General features: G+C 64.9%; 16 protein-coding genes, 1 tRNA gene and 1 riboswitch. Of the genes, 7 read left to right on the top strand and 10 right to left on the bottom strand.

Annotated elements, in window-relative coordinates; genetic code table 11:
* Positions 1-9: 9 nt before the first annotated feature.
* From ACL58G_RS26885 to ACL58G_RS26840, 10 genes are all read right to left on the bottom strand, one after another.
* Positions 10-3,006: a type VI secretion system Vgr family protein gene (locus tag ACL58G_RS26885; RefSeq protein ID WP_440963733.1), complete on the bottom strand. Its 2,997-nt coding sequence runs from the start codon at positions 3,004-3,006 to the stop codon at positions 10-12.
* Between the two features lie 486 nt (positions 3,007-3,492).
* A tRNA-Lys gene (locus ACL58G_RS26880) sits at positions 3,493-3,568 on the bottom strand.
* Between the two features lie 46 nt (positions 3,569-3,614).
* Positions 3,615-4,376: a tol-pal system protein YbgF gene (gene ybgF, locus ACL58G_RS26875; RefSeq protein WP_413389076.1), complete on the bottom strand. Its 762-nt coding sequence runs from the start codon at positions 4,374-4,376 to the stop codon at positions 3,615-3,617.
* Between the two features lie 250 nt (positions 4,377-4,626).
* Entirely contained in the window at positions 4,627-5,154 is a 528-nt protein-coding gene (pal, locus tag ACL58G_RS26870; RefSeq protein ID WP_371767975.1) for a peptidoglycan-associated lipoprotein Pal, read from the bottom strand.
* Positions 5,155-5,178: 24 nt separating this feature from the next.
* Positions 5,179-6,444 (bottom strand): Tol-Pal system beta propeller repeat protein TolB, encoded by a 1,266-nt coding sequence (gene tolB / locus ACL58G_RS26865; protein WP_413387479.1) that lies wholly within the window; start codon positions 6,442-6,444, stop codon positions 5,179-5,181.
* A gap of 34 nt (positions 6,445-6,478) precedes the next feature.
* A complete protein-coding gene (gene tolA, locus ACL58G_RS26860; RefSeq protein ID WP_440963732.1) occupies positions 6,479-7,471 on the bottom strand; it encodes a cell envelope integrity protein TolA in 993 nt (330 codons plus the stop codon).
* 10 nt (positions 7,472-7,481) lie between these two features.
* Complete coding sequence (locus ACL58G_RS26855; protein ID WP_056127297.1) at positions 7,482-7,910, bottom strand: biopolymer transporter ExbD; 429 nt, start codon at positions 7,908-7,910, stop codon at positions 7,482-7,484.
* Positions 7,911-7,931: 21 nt separating this feature from the next.
* Positions 7,932-8,615 (bottom strand): protein TolQ, encoded by a 684-nt coding sequence (gene tolQ, locus ACL58G_RS26850; RefSeq protein ID WP_036237603.1) that lies wholly within the window; start codon positions 8,613-8,615, stop codon positions 7,932-7,934.
* A 27-nt stretch (positions 8,616-8,642) separates the two neighbouring features.
* Complete coding sequence (gene ybgC, locus ACL58G_RS26845) at positions 8,643-9,047, bottom strand: tol-pal system-associated acyl-CoA thioesterase (protein ID WP_413341182.1); 405 nt, start codon at positions 9,045-9,047, stop codon at positions 8,643-8,645.
* A 217-nt stretch (positions 9,048-9,264) separates the two neighbouring features.
* A complete protein-coding gene (locus tag ACL58G_RS26840) occupies positions 9,265-10,014 on the bottom strand; it encodes an SDR family oxidoreductase (RefSeq protein WP_413387483.1) in 750 nt (249 codons plus the stop codon).
* Positions 10,015-10,156: 142 nt separating this feature from the next.
* A riboswitch (ZMP/ZTP riboswitch) is annotated at positions 10,157-10,290 on the top strand.
* A 101-nt stretch (positions 10,291-10,391) separates the two neighbouring features.
* Between ACL58G_RS26840 and glyA the strand changes: the two genes are divergently transcribed.
* From glyA to ACL58G_RS26805, 7 genes are all read left to right on the top strand, one after another.
* Entirely contained in the window at positions 10,392-11,639 is a 1,248-nt protein-coding gene (glyA, locus tag ACL58G_RS26835; RefSeq protein ID WP_371772071.1) for a serine hydroxymethyltransferase, read from the top strand.
* A 42-nt stretch (positions 11,640-11,681) separates the two neighbouring features.
* The gene (gene nrdR / locus ACL58G_RS26830) at positions 11,682-12,140 is read left to right on the top strand and encodes a transcriptional regulator NrdR (protein WP_056127307.1); all 459 of its coding nucleotides are present in this window, start codon (positions 11,682-11,684) and stop codon (positions 12,138-12,140) included.
* A gap of 127 nt (positions 12,141-12,267) precedes the next feature.
* Positions 12,268-12,822, top strand: a complete 555-nt coding sequence (gene pilV, locus ACL58G_RS26825; RefSeq protein ID WP_440963731.1) for a type IV pilus modification protein PilV — start codon at positions 12,268-12,270, stop codon at positions 12,820-12,822.
* Positions 12,819-13,715, top strand: coding sequence for a PilW family protein (locus ACL58G_RS26820; RefSeq protein ID WP_440963730.1), 897 nt, complete (start codon positions 12,819-12,821; stop codon positions 13,713-13,715). Before pilV ends, ACL58G_RS26820 begins: the two co-directional genes overlap by 4 nt.
* The gene (locus ACL58G_RS26815; protein WP_440963729.1) at positions 13,712-14,479 is read left to right on the top strand and encodes a pilus assembly PilX family protein; all 768 of its coding nucleotides are present in this window, start codon (positions 13,712-13,714) and stop codon (positions 14,477-14,479) included. The genes ACL58G_RS26820 and ACL58G_RS26815 overlap by 4 nt, the downstream gene beginning before the upstream one ends.
* A complete protein-coding gene (locus ACL58G_RS26810; RefSeq protein ID WP_440968132.1) occupies positions 14,376-14,912 on the top strand; it encodes a type IV pilin protein in 537 nt (178 codons plus the stop codon). The genes ACL58G_RS26815 and ACL58G_RS26810 overlap by 104 nt, the downstream gene beginning before the upstream one ends.
* A complete protein-coding gene (locus ACL58G_RS26805; RefSeq protein WP_413387488.1) occupies positions 14,900-15,487 on the top strand; it encodes a GspH/FimT family pseudopilin in 588 nt (195 codons plus the stop codon). Before ACL58G_RS26810 ends, ACL58G_RS26805 begins: the two co-directional genes overlap by 13 nt.
* Positions 15,488-15,510 lie beyond the last annotated feature (23 nt).

Below are 15,510 nucleotides of genomic sequence, written 5' to 3'. Positions count from 1 at the left end.
GAAGTTTTTTTATACGGTGGATGTTTTCAAAGTTGACGGCGGGACTTCAGCGCCGATGCGCGGCAGCGATCCGGGCAAACCAAGGGTCGACGCAACGGCGGCGGCAGGCTTGCAGCGACTTGACGCGCCGTAGGCATTCAGGGTCGCGTGCCCGATCGGTGCCAGCAGTGCTTGCGCGCCGCCTTTTTGCAGCGACCGCACGACGCTTGCCGCTTGTTTCGCGGCTTGCGCGATCGCGCCGAAGTTGCCGGCTACGCCGGTGAGGCTGGCTGCCGCACCTTTGGCGTCGGCGAGCAGTCCGGGGTTCTGCGCCCTTGGCACCGACGTTGGCCGGTCAGCCGTGGCCGCCGCATCGGCGCCAGCCTCGGACAGCGCGACGGCCGGCCATTCGGTTCCCCGGCCGAAGTAGCTGCCTTCATCCCACGGATCGCGCGGATCCTTGCCGTAGCTGACCGTGGCCATTCCCATCGGCAGGCCGGCCACGCTGGCAAAGCCGTTGCCGTCGAGCGTTCCGCGGTGGACGCCGCCTTCGGCGTCGATGACGGTGTAGTCGCCTTGCTGGACGCCTTGCTTCCTGCCGCCTTCCTGATTCACGTACTGGTGATACAGGTCGAGCTGCCCCGGCGGTAGCTTTACGGTCTGCGGCAAGCCCGGCGTGCCTTCGCTCTTGCCGGGGTCGAAGCTATGGTTCGCCGCGTGTTGGCGCCAGATGCCGTTGGTGCCATGAACGATCCCCGATGCGTTCCAGCGGCTGAAGCTGGTGCCGCCGTTGATCACCACCTCTTCCTTTGCCGTGATCGTGATCCGGTTGGCGGTATGGGTGATGTTGAGCTTGGCCAGGATGTTGACGCTGTCCTTCAAGGAGGTGATATCGATGTCGGCGCTCGCCGCCACCAGCTTCATGCCGGCCTTGTAGGCAAACAGGCGCACCGCTTCCTTGACGCTGGCCAGCAGGCTCTTTCCAGCGCTCAGGCTGATATGGCCGCCGCTGGTCAGGGCAGAATGCTCCACGCTCATCAGATGAGTGGAGCCCTGCGTGGTGGTTTCAATGCCGGCGGGGCTGGCCAGGGTCAGGTGGGGCGCCTGGAATTCCGGGAACTCGCCTTGCGCCGGCGTGCCTCCCTGACCTTTGATGGCGTCGACCTGCGCCTGCAGCGCGTCGGTCACCTGGTCCTGGTCGCCGGGCTGGTGCGCCTGCGCCTGTTGTGCCACCTGCGACAGGCTGTCGTGCAACGCCTGGCCCTGCGCCATGCGCTCCAGCGTCTCCTCCATGTCCGTGATATGGGCCTGGGCGTTCGGCCGCCCTTCGGTGCTGAGCAGCAGGCCTTGCTGCGCGCGCACCGCGCCGCGGCCGTCGGTGCGCAGCTCGAAGCCCTGGCCGCGCGCGCCTTTGCGTCCAGCAGTGTCTTCGATGCGGTTGATATGACCGAGGCTGAGCTGGCTGGCAAGATGGTCGCTCTTGAGTTGCGCCTGGATCTGCCCTTGCGTGTCATCCAGCACCAGGTGGTTGCTGCGTCCTCCGGGCGCGTTGCCGCCGATGGCCGTCAGCTCACGGCTTCTGAGCCCGGTCAGCGCCCGCTGTTCGGGCAGCTTCCACGGCGGCATATAGCTCTGGTTGTACACCGAGCCGGTCACGATCGGATGGTCGGGATTACCGTCGAGCCATTGCACGATCACTTCCGAGCCGACCCGCGGGTGACTGGCCAAGCCTTTCTCGCCGCCGGCCCAGTTGCTGCTTACGCGTACCCAGCAGCTACCGCTTTCGTCCCGGTCCCAGTGAAACTTGACCTGGATGCGCCCGTACTGGTCCACGTTCAGGCTGCCCTGGCCTTCCGGGCCGACCACGATGGCGGTCTGCAAGGCCAGCAGTCTGGTATCCGTGCTGTTGAAGCCGCGTCCCGGCCGCCAGGGCAAGGCCTTGCTCTGGCAGAGCAGGAGGTTCTTGTACTCGGCGCGCGCATTCTTACCTTGCAGGTAATTGTTGCTGGCTTCGTGATGCACTTCCAGGATCAGGAATTCGCTGTCTTCGCTTTCGCTGAAATGGTCGAGCAGCCTGAACCACCTGCCTGCGGCGACGCGCCGGTTGTTGCCTTGTGCTTCGTGCAGCTTGCCGCGGGCTTCGATTTCTTCCATGCGCAATTGCGAAAGCCGGTAGGCGTCGGACTGGTGCTTGAATCCGTAATGCCCCTCGTAGCGATGCACCTCCAGCTGCGGAATATCGCCTTGCTGGTTGATGGTGACGGTGTCCGCATGTATCGGGCGCGGATTCTTGAAGTCGAAGCCGCTCACCGCCGTTTGTCCGGACGCCCACTGGCGCAGCGGGCTCCACTCGCCGATCGCATCCTCTTCGACCGCGCCACCGGCGCGGTGAAAGCGAATACCGGGCGACGACCCATCGATCGGCGGCGCGGCGCGGGTGTCGTCGCAGATCCTGAGCGTATGGCCTTCGCGGCTGTGTTCGTACCAATAGCTGTAGCCCGCCGATTCCCAACGCCGGCACAGGTAGTTGTGGTCGGTTTCGTCCCATTGCGTGGTCATCGTGAACTGCGGTTGTTCGGCAGTGACTTCCCATTCCCACGCGGGTAGTCCATTGTAGCCAGCGAAGATCGTCTCCGCCTGCTCGCGCAGGCTTTTGGCATGGAACAGCCGATTGTTACGACGCAGGCGCGTGTACGCCAGCCACGGCGTCAGCACGGCCTCGTAGAACGCGATGCCACCATCGGTTTTGACCAGCTTGAACGACGTGACATAACCGGTGAAGGGACGGAGGCTGCCGTCCGCCTGTACTAGTGAGACGCACAGCAGCTTGCCGTGCATCGCCTCGAGTTCTATCCTGCCGTCGTCGCTCAGGAGTTCCACCTTGAATTCGAAGTCGCGCGATAGGTATTCCGTGCCTTCGAACCGGTTCACCATCAACTTGACTCGCGGGCCGTCGTTCCTCGGGAACGACAAGCGCAACAGGCGGGTGCTTTGGTGAACTTCCAGCAGTGCTTGCAGGTCAGTCATCGTAGTTACTCATTCGTTGAGCTGCGCATTGTTGAATTCGAGGTGCTCGAAGTGGCTGTTAGCGCGCGTCTGAACTTGCGACGAACTTCCTGACTGTAGTTATTTAATTGCGAGTAAACAGTGACAAAACACAAGTTTTTGCGTGGTCGCGCGAAGTGGCCAATGCGCGCATTCGCTGCCACCGGGAGCAGCCAGCCGAAGCATTGAAGCGGAGCGTTGGGGACCTGCAGACGCTGCCGGCGACGTGGCAGGAGGAGGCCGCCAAGCCTTAGCCGAGGGCTGGAGCCCGGCGGCGGGCCGGTGTCGGTCGTGAAGTGGATCGTGCTCCCTTCTGTACGACGCGTTGCTGATGCAGGTATCGGTGCCGCGGTACGCGCGCCTGCGCCGGCACATGACGGATCACGATGTGGTAACAGAGAGACTGCTGAAGAAACAAAAAAGGCGTCACGATCACTCGTAACGCCTTGCTTTGCTACTGCTGAATTCTGGTAGGCCGTGCTGGGCTCGAACCAGCGACCAACGGATTAAAAGTCCGCTGCTCTACCAACTGAGCTAACGACCCGAAAGAAGCAAGATTATATGGGGTAACTGCGGTCGTGTCAAACGGCTTACTTCAGCGCCGCCAGCCGGTCCTTGGCTGCCTGCGCCGCGGCCGAGTCCGGGAACTTCGACACGAGCTGCTGCAGGGCCTTCTTGGCGTTTTTCTTGTCCTTCAGCTCGGTATAGCTGGAGGCGATGTTGAGCATGGCGTCCGGGGCCTTCGCGCTCGTGCCGTAGTTGGCGACGACGGCTTCCTGGGCGGCGATCGCGTTCTTGTAGTCGCGCTGCGCGTAATAGGCGTTGCCGAGCCAGTACTGGGCGTTGGCGGCATAGGCCGAGTCGGGGAAGCGGCGTACGAATTCCTGCAGGGCGCCGGCGGCGGCCTTGTAGTCGCCCGATTTGAACAGGTCCATCGCGCCGTCGTAGGTTCTCTTTTCGCTCGGCAGGACTTCGGCGGTCTGGCCGTCGATCGTTTCCTGGCGCGGTTCGAGTTTCTTGATGCGGGCGTCGAGATCCGCGTACAGGTCTTTCTGGTTCTTCTGGGCGTTGGCGACCTCGTTCGCGAGGACTTCGACCTGGCCGCGCAGGCGCGAGATTTCCTGCATGGTCTGTTCGTGCTGGTTCAGCATGTCGACGCCGATCGATTTGTCGGCCTTCGTGTCGACGCGGGCGTTGATGTCGCGTGCCAGTGCATCGACCTTGGCGCGCAGGTCGAGGATCGCCTTGCGGGCTTCATCGTCGTCGAGCAGGCCGGCGTTTGCCTGCAGGGGCAGCCAGGCGGTCAGGGCGAGGGCGACGGCGGCGAGGCGGAACTGGGACAGTTTGATCATCATGACTCTTTCTAAACTTAAAGGGAGCCTCGAAAAACCGTTGCGAGCGGCCGCAATGTCGGCCGAGAAGCGCAGCTGTACGAGCAGTACAGCGAGCATCGCAGGACGGCAGTGCAACGCGCAGCAGGTTTGTCGACGCTCCCAGGGAATCCAAATGGAAACGGGGCGGGATGCAGTCTGCACCGCATCCCGCCCCGCTGTCAAATCTGCTGGGAGCGCCAGCTCTCAGGCAGGCAAGACAGCGTCCCGATTATTGGTAGACGATGTCCGCGCGGCGGTTTTCAGCCCAGGCAGCTTCGTCGTGGCCGGTGGCCTTCGGCTTTTCCTTGCCCAGCGAAACAGCTTCCATCTGGCTGTCCGACACGCCCAGGGCAGCCATCGACTTGCGCACGGCTTCGGCGCGCTTCTGGCCCAGGGCCAGGTTGTATTCGGTGCCGCCGCGCTCGTCGGTGTTGCCCTGGATCAGGACCTTGCGCTGCTTGTTCTTGGTCAGGTAAGCCGAGTGGTTCTCGACGACCGGCTTGCCGTCGTCACGGACAACGTAGCTGTCGAAGTCGAAGTACACGCTGCGGTTCGCCAGAACGCCTTTCGGGTCATTCAGCGGATCGACGCTGCCGGTTTCGACCGGCTTGATTTCACGTGCCGGTTCGGCCGGCGGCGTTGCCTGAGCGACCGGCTTTTCTTCGACTTTCGGGGCTTCCTGCAGCTTGGTCGACGAGCATGCCGACAGCAGGGCGGCAGCAGCCACGATGAACGCTACACTTTTTACATTACGCATGGTTTTTCTCCTGGTCAAAAGTTTTTACTTCATAAACGGGCCCCAGCTGGGCTCCCGAATGTTTCCCGCTTGGGTGCTCAGGCGCTGCTTGACACGTCCGTCGACCGACACCACGGCCAATGCGGTACGCCCGCCACCCTTCGTCGCATACATGATGTATTTGCCGTTCGGCGAAAAACTCGGTTCGGTGGCCCCATCGGCCAAGCGTTGTTCCTGACCGGAAGCCAGGTCCATCGCATACAGGGAAAAACCCCCATCGCGTTGCGAAATCCACGCCAGCGTCTTGCCGTCCGGGGATACACGAGGGCTGATATTGTAGTTGCCGTTGAACGTGACGCGGGTTGCCTGCCCGCCGTTCACGCTCATCTTGTAGATCTGCGGACCGCCGCTGCGGTCGCTGGTGAAGTAAATCGACTGGCCGTCATGCGAGAACTGCGGCTCGGTGTCGATGCCGTTGCTGTTCGATACGCGGCGCAGGCCGCTGCCGTCCGCGTTCACGATCCAGATTTGCGTATTGCCGGTCTTCGACAGGGCGAGGGCCAGCTTCGTGCCGTCCGGCGACCAGGCCGGTGCGGAGTTGTTGCCCTTCTCGTTGGCGACGACGGTACGCTGGCCCGTCACCAGGTTCTGCACGTAGATCACGGGCTTGCGCAGTTCGAACGAGACGTACGCGACCTTCGTGCCGTCCGGCGACCACGACGGCGAGATGATCGGCTCGCGGCCGTGCGCGGCGACTTGCTCGCCTTCGCCGTCCGCGTCGGCCACGACGAGCTTGTAGTCGCGCGCGGCCGGGTCCTGCTTCACGTACGTGATGCGGGTCGAGAAGATGCCGCGCACGCCGGTCAGTTTTTCGTAGACGTCGTCGGCGATGCGGTGGCCTTCCAGGCGCGTATTGCGCGCCGTGACGGCATCGGACAGTTGCGACAGCTGCGACTGCTTGACGGTGTCGAGCAGTTTATAACGCACCTGGAAGCGGCCGTCCGCGAGACGCTGCACGGAGCCCACGACGAGCGCGTCGGCACCGCTGGCCTTGAAGGCGGCCAGGTCGATGTTGGCGGTGTCGGAAATGGTCTGGCGCGCGTCGATGACCTTGAACACGCCGCTGCGTTCGAGGTCGGCGCGGATGATGGCGGACACCTGTTCGGGTGCCACCGATTCGTCGGCGAATGCCGCGACTGCGACCGGGATCTGGTTGCTGCCCACGCCGGCGATTTCGACTTTCAGCTGGGCATGTGCAGCCACGCCCATCAGGAGGGTGGCCGAAAACAGCAGGGTATGTAGTTTCTTCATGTTTCTCTCAGCAATGGTTAAGGTCGGAACGCGATCACTGCAGATCCTTCATATGGAACTCGATCACGAGGGAACGCTCTACCGTACCATCTTTCTTCTTTGGCAGTGGGGACGATTTGGTGATGCCTTTTTCGACGGCATCGTCGAATGAAGGCACACCGCTGCTCTTGATCTTCCTGACCGAAATGATCTCGCCGGTCGGTAACTGCTCGACGCGGAACGTCGCCGTCGGATTGCCCGGTTCGTCGAGGCTGCCCGCATACGACGTATTGCCCTTTACCTTGGCCGTAATGGCCGCGGTATAGCCCTTGTCGATGCGCGGCGCCGTCGATTTCTCGGCCGTGCCGGTGCTGGTCGGATTGCCGGCCGCGCCCGTGATGCGGCGCATTTCCTCGGCGCGGGCGGCTTCCAGTTTCTTCTGTTCGGCGGCCGCCTTTTTCTTCTTCTCGGCTTCCTCTTTCTTTTTCTTTTCCGCTTCTTCTTTTTTCTTCTGCTCGGCTTCTTTCTTTTCAGCGTCGGCCTTGGCTTTCTTCTCTTCGAGTTCGCGTTCCTTTTTCTCGGCAAGCGCCTTCGCTTTCTTTTCTTCCGCGCGCTGCTGTTCCGCGCGCTTCTGTTCCTCAAGCTTGCGTTCGCGCTCTTCCTCGATCTGCTTGCGCTTCAATTCTTCCTTGCGTTTCTTCTCGCGCTCGAGGGCGATGTCCGGCGCCTTCGGCTGCGGCTTTTCGACGACGGGCGGCGGCTCCACGGCTTTCGGCGCGGGTTGCGGCGGCGGGGTCTCGGGTTCGGGTTCCGGCTCGGGCGCCGGGGCAGGCGCGGGCGGCGGCGCGGCGGTCTGCGTCGTCACGTCCCAGATTTCCGCCTCGACGGCGACGGGCGCATTGTTCTGCCAGCTCACGCCGATCCACAGGAACGCCAGCAACATGGCGTGCACGCCCACCGCCAGGCCGATGGCCGGCCAGCGGTTCGGTTCAGGCGGCACGCTGTAAGGCGCGCCGTTGCCGATGTTGGTCTGCTTCGTTGCTGACATCAGTTCGTCTTCACTTCGTGGCCAGGCCGACGCGGTTGATACCCATCTTCTTGGCTTCCGAAATCAGCTGGATGACGTCGTCGTATTTGCTGTCGCGGTCGCCAGCTATCAAGACCGGGTAATCCGGATGCTCGGCGTGCAGGTCGCGCAGGCGCGTGACGAGCGTCGACCGGCTCGATACGTCTTCCAGCGGCTGTGGATTCTTGCCCGTGATGCCGATCTGCAGCTGGGCGTTCTCCTTGATCGCGATCTGGATGTAGTCGTCCGGCGGCTGCGTCGAGCGCTCGGCGCTGGGCAGCTTGATCTCGCTGGGGTTCTGCGTCGGCGGTACCGCCATGAAGATGATGAGCAGCACCAGCATCACGTCGATGTACGGCACGACGTTGATCTCGGACTTGAGCTTGCGACGGCTGCCCCGCAGGCTGCTGTTGAAGGCCATGTCGGTTCCTCGTGACGGCGATCAGCGCGACTGGCGCTGCAGGATGTTCGAGAATTCCTCGACGAAGCTTTCGAAGCGGATCGCGAGGCGGTCGATGTCGTGGGTGAAGCGGTTGTACGCGACCACGGCAGGAATGGCGGCGAACAGGCCGATGGCGGTGGCGATCAGCGCTTCGGCGATGCCCGGTGCAACCGTGGCCAGCGTGGCCTGCTGCACGTTCGCGAGGCCGCGGAACGCGTTCATGATGCCCCACACGGTACCGAGCAGGCCGATGTACGGCGAGACCGAACCGACCGACGCCAGGAAGTTCAGGTGCGTGTCCATCTGATCCAGTTCGCGGTGGAACGCGGCGCGCATCGCACGGCGGGCGCCATCCAGCACGGCACCCATGTCGAGCGCGTCGCGCGACGCTTGCTTGCCCTTGATGAACTCGCCCATGCCCGCTTCGAAGATGCGGGCCAGCGGGCCGCTCTGGTCGCGCTGGCTGCTGGCGCTCTGGTGCAGGGTGTGCAGGTTGCCGCCGGCCCAGAAGCTGCGTTCGAACTGTTCCGTCTGGCGGCGTGCCGCGCGGATCGCGAACAGCTTGCGGAAAATATATGTCCAGCTCATCAGGGAAATCGCGAACAGCAGGGCCATCAGCAACTGCACCAGCACGTGGGCATGGCGGATCAGTTCAATGAATGAGAGGTCTTGGACTGCGTTCATTGGATATATATTTGGTCAAATGGATGATCAGGCGGCACGCATTTTAGCAGCGGCAAGGTCGGGGAGGGAACGTGGACGCATCGTGACGGCATCGATGCAGCCGACTTTCACGTCGGCGCTGGCGAGCAGCGTATCGCCGCGCCAGGCCTGCTGGGCGAACTCGACGGACGCGCGGCCGAGCTTTTCCACGTTCAGGGTCAGTTTCACTTCATCGTCCAGGCGCGCGGACGCGACGTAGTCGACGCTGGCATTGCGCACGACGAACAGCGCGCCGTCCTCGTCGCGCAGGGTTTGCTGATCGATGCCGAGCGAACGCAGCCATTCGGTGCGCGCACGTTCGAAGAACTTCAGGTAATTGGCGTAGTACACGATGCCGCCGGCGTCCGTATCCTCGTAATAGACGCGAACTGTCCAGGTGAAAACTGAAGGCATTTCAGCTGCCATAAATGAAAATGGGAAACATTTTACGCCATTTATACCCGTTATATGTGCGCCAGGGTACGTATACCTGGGTATGAGTGGCCGGCGTGAGAATGTGAGAGGCTCATGCCAAGCCAGCAACTGTAGCACTTTTTCATTTTGGCCGGCGCCGCTGTTACAAAGCGAAAACAATTCGTTCGCCGGTCGGCCGATTTTTGTGCTTGGCGCCTCAGCCCAGGTTGCGCTTGATGTTGAGCGGACCGTAGCCCTGGCAGGTCGGCATCATCTCGATCTGGTTGATGTTGACGTGCGGCGGCAGGGAGGCGACCCAGTAGGCGGTCTCGGCGATGTCTTCGGCCGTCAGCGGCTGCGTGCCTTCGTAGACCTTGGCCGCGGCCGCATCGTCGCGCAGGCGCACGTTCGAGAACTCGGTGCCGCCGCACAGGCCCGGCGCGATGTTCGTCGCGCGCACGCCCGTGCCGGCGAGGTCGGCGCGCAGGTTCAGCGTGAACTGCTCGACGAAGGCCTTGGTGGCGCCGTACACGTTCCCGCCCGGATACGGGGTGCGGCCGGCCACGGAGCCGATGTTGATGACCAGGCCACTGCCGCGCTCGACCATCGCCGGCAGCAGGGCGTGCGTCATCGTGACGAGGCCCTTGATGTTCGTGGCGATCATCGTCTCCCAGTCCTCCAGCGGCACCTCGTACGCCGGCTTCGTGTTCAGGGCCAGGCCGGCATTGTTGATCAGGACGTCGATCTGGCGCCAGGATTGCGGCAGCATCGACAGCGCTTCCTCGATCGAATTCTTGTCGGTGACGTCCATCGCGATCGGCAGGGCGGATTCGCCCAGTTCCCGCGCCAACGCCTCCAGACGGTCCTTGCGACGCGCCGCCAGCACCACCTGGTGGCCGTTCTTGACGAAAGTGCGCGCCATGGCGGCGCCGAATCCGGCCGATGCGCCGGTGATGAAAACGATCATTTTGGTTTTTGCCTGGCAGGTGGTAACCGTGAGATTGTAGCTGAAATGACCACGCGGGGCAGCGCCGGAAGCCGGGTTGACAGGTCGGCATCAGTTTCCTTGCCTGGCAGCCGCACAATCCCGTACAATCCGGAGTTCCATTTACATCTCACGTGACTGGCGAAAACCGTGCGCTGCCGTCCGATCAGGAGCGATCGGCCTGCCGGCGCGTGGCGAAGGTGGGCACCCACCGGGGAACGTGAGATTTCAAACTTGCCGTTCGCCTGGGCAGCCACCGACTGGTACGCGTTGGTATCGCGGCTGCCCCGCATGTGTTTCGGCTCCCGCCTGTTCAGCGCTGACCGTTGCCTGGTTCTCTTATCGATTGGAGTTTTTTCATGTTTGCAAAAGATCACACGCTCGCCAAGGTTGACCCGGAACTGTTTGATGCCATCCAGAAGGAAAACAAGCGCCAGCAGGACCACATCGAGCTGATCGCATCCGAAAACTACACGTCGCCGGCCGTGATGCAGGCCCAGGGCTCGCAACTGACCAACAAGTACGCCGAAGGCTATCCGGGCAAGCGCTACTACGGCGGCTGCGAATACGTCGACGTCGCCGAGCAGCTGGCGATCGACCGCGTGAAGGAACTGTTCGGCGCCGAAGCCGCGAACGTCCAGCCGAACTCGGGTTCGCAGGCGAACCAGGGCGTGTTCTTCGCAATGCTGAAGCCGGGCGACACCATCATGGGCATGTCGCTGGCCGAAGGCGGCCACCTGACCCACGGCATGGCGCTGAACATGTCGGGCAAGTGGTTCAACGTCATCTCCTACGGCCTGACCGAGCAGGAAGACATCGACTACGAGCAGATGGAACGCCTGGCGCGCGAGCACAAGCCGAAGCTGATCATCGCCGGCGCCTCCGCCTTCGCCCTGCGCATCGACTTCGAACGCTTCGCCCGCGTGGCGAAGGAAGTCGGCGCGTACTTCATGGTCGACATGGCCCACTACGCCGGCCTGATCGCCGCGGGCGAATACCCGAACCCGGTCCCGCACGCCGACTTCGTCACGTCGACGACGCACAAGTCGCTGCGCGGCCCGCGCGGCGGCATCATTCTGATGAAGGCCGAGCACGAGAAGGCCATCAACTCCGCGATCTTCCCGGGCATCCAGGGCGGTCCGCTGATGCACGTGATCGCCGGTAAGGCGGTCGCCTTCAAGGAAGCGCTGTCGCCGGAATTCAAGGCCTACCAGCAGCAGGTCGTCAAGAACGCCAAGGCACTGGCCGAGACCCTGATCTCCCGCGGCCTGCGCATCGTCTCGGGCCGTACCGAATCCCACGTGATGCTCGTCGACCTGCGTTCGAAAGGCCTGACCGGCAAGGAAGCGGAAGCGATCCTGGGCCAGGCGCACATGACCTGCAACAAGAACGGCATCCCGAACGACCCGCAGAAGCCGTTCGTGACGTCGGGCATCCGCCTGGGCAGCCCGGCCTTCACGACCCGCGGCTTCAAGGAAGAAGACGCCGTCAAGGTCGGCCACCTGATCGCCGACGTGCTGGACAACCCGCACGACGCCGCGACCATCGAGCGCGTCAAGGCGGAAGTCAAGCAACTGACCGACAAGTACCCGGTCTACGAAGCGTAATGCGATAGGGAGGGCGCCCTTGCGGCGCCCTCTACAAGCCCCATGAAATGTCCGTTCTGTCAGCATGAAGACACCCAGGTCCTCGATACCCGCGTATCCGAGGAAGGCGACGCCATCCGCCGCCGGCGCCGCTGCGTCGCGTGCGACAAGCGGTTCACCACGTACGAACGGATCGAGCTCTCGATGCCGTTCATCGTCAAGAAGAACGGCAGCCGTACCGAATACGAATCCTCCAAGCTGCGCGGCAGCCTGATGCTCGCACTGCGCAAGCGCCCGGTGGCGGCCGAAGCCATCGACCGCGCCGTCGCCTCCATCGAAGAGAAACTCCTTACCAGCGGCCGGCGCGAAGTCGACACGGGCCATGTGGGCGAACTCGTGATGCAGGAACTCAAGCGCCTCGACAAGATCGCCTACATCCGCTTCGCCTCCGTCTACAAGAACTTCGAAGACCTGGCCGAGTTCCAGGAAGCCATCGCCGAAGTGGGCCAGCCGCGCAAGTAATCGAGTAAATAAGCGCGTCACTTTTCCCGGTTTTTAGTTCCCTCCTCACGGTTGAGTCGTCACACGGCTTGCCGGAGCTCGACTGTTACCTTCTCAGCTCTGTTCAACGCAACGCTGGAGGTCGTCGATGCGGTCGCTGTCGGGTTCGCCACTGAGCGTGCGCGCGGGCTTTACGCTGGTCGAAGTGCTTGTCGCCCTGTTCGTCGTCGCGCTCGGCATCGCCGGCGCGGCCGCGCTGCAGACGCTGGCCGTGCGCTCTGCGCGCGACGCGGCCCGCCTGTCCGACGGCACCCGCCTGGCGCGCTCGCTGGCCGAGCGCATGCGCGCCAATCCCCGCGCGCTGGCGCAGTCCGACAACCCCTATCTCCATCTCGATTACGACGCCAGCGGCGGCGCGCCCACCGCACCGGCGCCGTGCTATGCGGACGCGGACTGCGACGCGGACGACCTGGCGCGTTTCGACGTGTTCGAAGTGGCCGAGGCCGTGGCTGCCGGTTTCCCTGGTGGACGCCTGCGCGTATGCCGTGATGCGGGCTCGCCCGATGCGGCCGGCGTGTTGCCCTGGACCTGCGACGAGGAAGACGGCGCGCCCGTTGTGGTCAAGCTCGGCTGGCGCGCGCAAGACGATCGCGAGACCGGCGCGCCGAAGCTGATGATGCCGCTGGCGGGAGCGGCGCCATGAACGCATTGCGCCATCAGCGTGGCCTGACGCTGGTCGAACTGATGGTGGCGCTGACGATCGGCCTCGGCATCGTGCTGATGGCCGGACGCCTGCTCGTGCTCGCGAACGGCGCGTACGCGGCCCAGGCCGAGTCGGGCGGCGTGGAGGACGGCGGACGCTTCGCCATCGACCTCATCGGCCGCGCCATACGCCAGACCGGCGCCGTCGACCCCGACATGCTGGCCGACCCTGCGGCGGACAATGCCCCGGCCCGCCTCGCGGGACTGGATGCGCGCACCTTGTCCCGCGCCACGGCCGGCATCGACGATCCGCTGCCGGCCGCCGTCAACGGCAGCGACGTGCTGGCCGTCCGCTTTCCCGGCGACGCCAGCGCCGTCGATTGCGCCGGCTTCCCGGTCGCGGCGGGCGAGGAGGGCTGGAGCATCTTCTACGTGGCGCGCAACGGTGAAGGCGAGGCCGAGCTGCACTGCAAGTACCGCGGCGCCGCGCACTGGAGCGCGGACGCGGTGGTGAGCGGCGTGGACGGCTTCCAGGTGCTGTATGGCGTCGATACGGACGACCCGCCGGACGGCACCCCCAACCGCTATGTGAACGCGACGGGGATCGACGCGCTCGATGCCGGCTACGCCGGCCTGCCTCCGGCCGAGTTCAACCGGCGGACGCACTGGAAACGCGTCGTCGGCCTACGCGTCGGCCTGCTGCTGCACGGCAACCGTCCCACGCGTGCACCCGGCGGCGCGCGCTACGACCTGCTGGGCACCGGGTATGCGACCGCGGCGGGCGTTGACGATCCCGGCAGCTCGCTCGACGAGGCCCGCATGACGCCGGACCTGCGCCGACGCGAGCGGCGGCTGTTCACGTTCACGGCCGCGGTGCCGGCGCCGCCATCATGAGAACGCCCGCACACGAACGCGGACTGGCCCTCGCCTGCGCGCTGGCCATGATGCTGGCGACGATGGTGATCGGCGTGGCCGTCGCGCGCGGGGCATTCGTCCTGCTGGCGTCCGCGCGCAACGAGCGCGACCGCGACGTGGCGCAGGCGGCGGCCGAGGCGGCCCTGCGCGACGCCGAGCACGACATTGCCGGCGCGGCCGGCGTGCCGGCGGAGCGCACCGCGCACTTCGGTCCCGCGGGCGGCCAGGCGTTCGCGGAGGACTGCGGCCGCGGCGCGGACGACCTTGGGCTGTGCCGCGAGCGTTCGCCGCCGGCGTGGCAGGCGCTCGACCTCGCGAACGCCGGCAACCCGGCGCTCGTGCCCTATGGCCGGTTCACGGGCGCCGTGCTGGCGGCCGGCCGTGGGGGCTTGACCGCGCGGCGGCCGGCCTACGTCATCGAAAGGATCGCGCCGGCGGGGGCGACGACGCAACTGGGCAGCTTTTATCGCGTCACGGCCATCGGCTTCGGGACCCGGACGTCGACGCGGGTCGTATTGCAGTCGCTGGTCCGGGTGCCGCCGCCGGCGGGTGGTACCGGAGGCGATCACGGACATGGAAACGACGATGATGAAGGACATGACAATGGCAACGAGGACGCACGCGGCGGCGGCAACGGCGATGGGCAGCCGCCCCGGCCGCCGGAGCGCCGGCTTCCGGCCGGCCGGATCGGCTGGCGCGAGATCGCGAACTGGGACGAGCTGCACGCCCGTACCCGGCCATGATGCGGGATTCACGCTCGTCGAACTGATGATCGTCCTGACCATTGTCTGCATCCTCGGCGCGCTCGCGTACCCGTCCTACGCCGGCTACACCGTGCGCGTCAGACGCGTCGAGGGCCAGGTGGCGCTGATCGACGCCATGCAGCGCCAGGAACGCTACCGCCTCCAGCATCAAACGTATGTCGAGTTCTCGGCGACCGAGCCCGGCGCGGACGGCTTCGCGTGGTGGTCGGGCTCGAGCGCGGCCGCCAGCGCCTACGAGCTCGACGCGCATGCCTGTCCCGGCCGCGAGATCGGGGACTGCGTCGAGATCCGCGCCCGTCCCGGCACGGCCCGCGTCGACATGCGCTTCCGCGATCCCGATTGCGGCGCGCTGACGCTCGACAGTACCGGGCACCAGGGCGCGGAACACCCGGAGGTGCGATGTTGGCCGTGACATCCATTCCCGGGCGCGCCCGGCGGGCGGACGGGGTGACGCTGCCCGAACTGGGCATCGTCCTCGCCGTGTCCGCCATCGTGCTGGCCATCGCCGTGCCGGACCTGCGCGATCTCGTGCGGACGCAGCAGCTGAAGGCGGCCACCGGCGACCTGTTCGCGGCGATCGACCTCGCGCGGGCGCAGGCGCTCGCGCGCGGGCGGCGCGTCAAGGTGGTGCCGCGCGATCCGCTCGGGGCCGACTGGCGCCTGGGCTGGCAAGTGCTCGGTGACCCTGACCGCGACCGCGACGGCGGCGGCCAACCGGGAGAGGGCGAGCTGATCGCGGAGCACGGGCCGCTGGCGCCGGGGATCGCCATCGACTTCGCTTTCACGAATGTCGCACGGCCGTACTATATCGCCTACAATGGCGCGGGACGCAGTTGCGCCGACGGTAACAGCGCGGCGGCGCGCTGGGGAACGGTGTCGCTGTTTCATGGCGGGCACATCCGCCGTATTAAAATCAACATGCTGGGCCGGGCGCGCGTGTGCGATCCGGCGCGCGATGCAGGTTGCGACGGCGCACCGGCGCCATGACGTTTGGCGGCGAGAGGCCGCCA

The organism is Massilia sp. GER05, assembly GCF_052056005.1.
Classification (GTDB): domain Bacteria; phylum Pseudomonadota; class Gammaproteobacteria; order Burkholderiales; family Burkholderiaceae_D; genus Telluria; species Telluria orientalis.
The sequence above is the reverse complement of the archived record's forward strand: the minus strand, read 5'-3'. Positions and strand labels throughout refer to the sequence as shown.

Bases quoted from the DNA above. Each gene is read 5' to 3' on its own strand.
- pal (WP_371767975.1), bottom strand. From the start codon at position 5,154: ATGCGTAATGTAAAAAGTGTAGCGTTCATCGTGGCTGCTGCCGCCCTG.
- ybgC (WP_413341182.1), bottom strand. From the start codon at position 9,047: ATGCCTTCAGTTTTCACCTGGACAGTTCGCGTCTATTACGAGGATACG.
- ACL58G_RS26840 (WP_413387483.1), bottom strand. From the start codon at position 10,014: ATGATCGTTTTCATCACCGGCGCATCGGCCGGATTCGGCGCCGCCATG.
- ybgF (WP_413389076.1), bottom strand. From the start codon at position 4,376: ATGATCAAACTGTCCCAGTTCCGCCTCGCCGCCGTCGCCCTCGCCCTG.
- ACL58G_RS26885 (WP_440963733.1), bottom strand. From the start codon at position 3,006: ATGACTGACCTGCAAGCACTGCTGGAAGTTCACCAAAGCACCCGCCTG.
- tolQ (WP_036237603.1), bottom strand. From the start codon at position 8,615: ATGAACGCAGTCCAAGACCTCTCATTCATTGAACTGATCCGCCATGCC.
- ACL58G_RS26820 (WP_440963730.1), top strand. From the start codon at position 12,819: ATGAACGCATTGCGCCATCAGCGTGGCCTGACGCTGGTCGAACTGATG.
- ACL58G_RS26855 (WP_056127297.1), bottom strand. From the start codon at position 7,910: ATGGCCTTCAACAGCAGCCTGCGGGGCAGCCGTCGCAAGCTCAAGTCC.
- nrdR (WP_056127307.1), top strand. From the start codon at position 11,682: ATGAAATGTCCGTTCTGTCAGCATGAAGACACCCAGGTCCTCGATACC.
- tolA (WP_440963732.1), bottom strand. From the start codon at position 7,471: ATGTCAGCAACGAAGCAGACCAACATCGGCAACGGCGCGCCTTACAGC.
- glyA (WP_371772071.1), top strand. From the start codon at position 10,392: ATGTTTGCAAAAGATCACACGCTCGCCAAGGTTGACCCGGAACTGTTT.
- tolB (WP_413387479.1), bottom strand. From the start codon at position 6,444: ATGAAGAAACTACATACCCTGCTGTTTTCGGCCACCCTCCTGATGGGC.
- pilV (WP_440963731.1), top strand. From the start codon at position 12,268: ATGCGGTCGCTGTCGGGTTCGCCACTGAGCGTGCGCGCGGGCTTTACG.
- ACL58G_RS26815 (WP_440963729.1), top strand. From the start codon at position 13,712: ATGAGAACGCCCGCACACGAACGCGGACTGGCCCTCGCCTGCGCGCTG.
- ACL58G_RS26805 (WP_413387488.1), top strand. From the start codon at position 14,900: ATGTTGGCCGTGACATCCATTCCCGGGCGCGCCCGGCGGGCGGACGGG.
- ACL58G_RS26810 (WP_440968132.1), top strand. From the start codon at position 14,376: ATGGGCAGCCGCCCCGGCCGCCGGAGCGCCGGCTTCCGGCCGGCCGGA.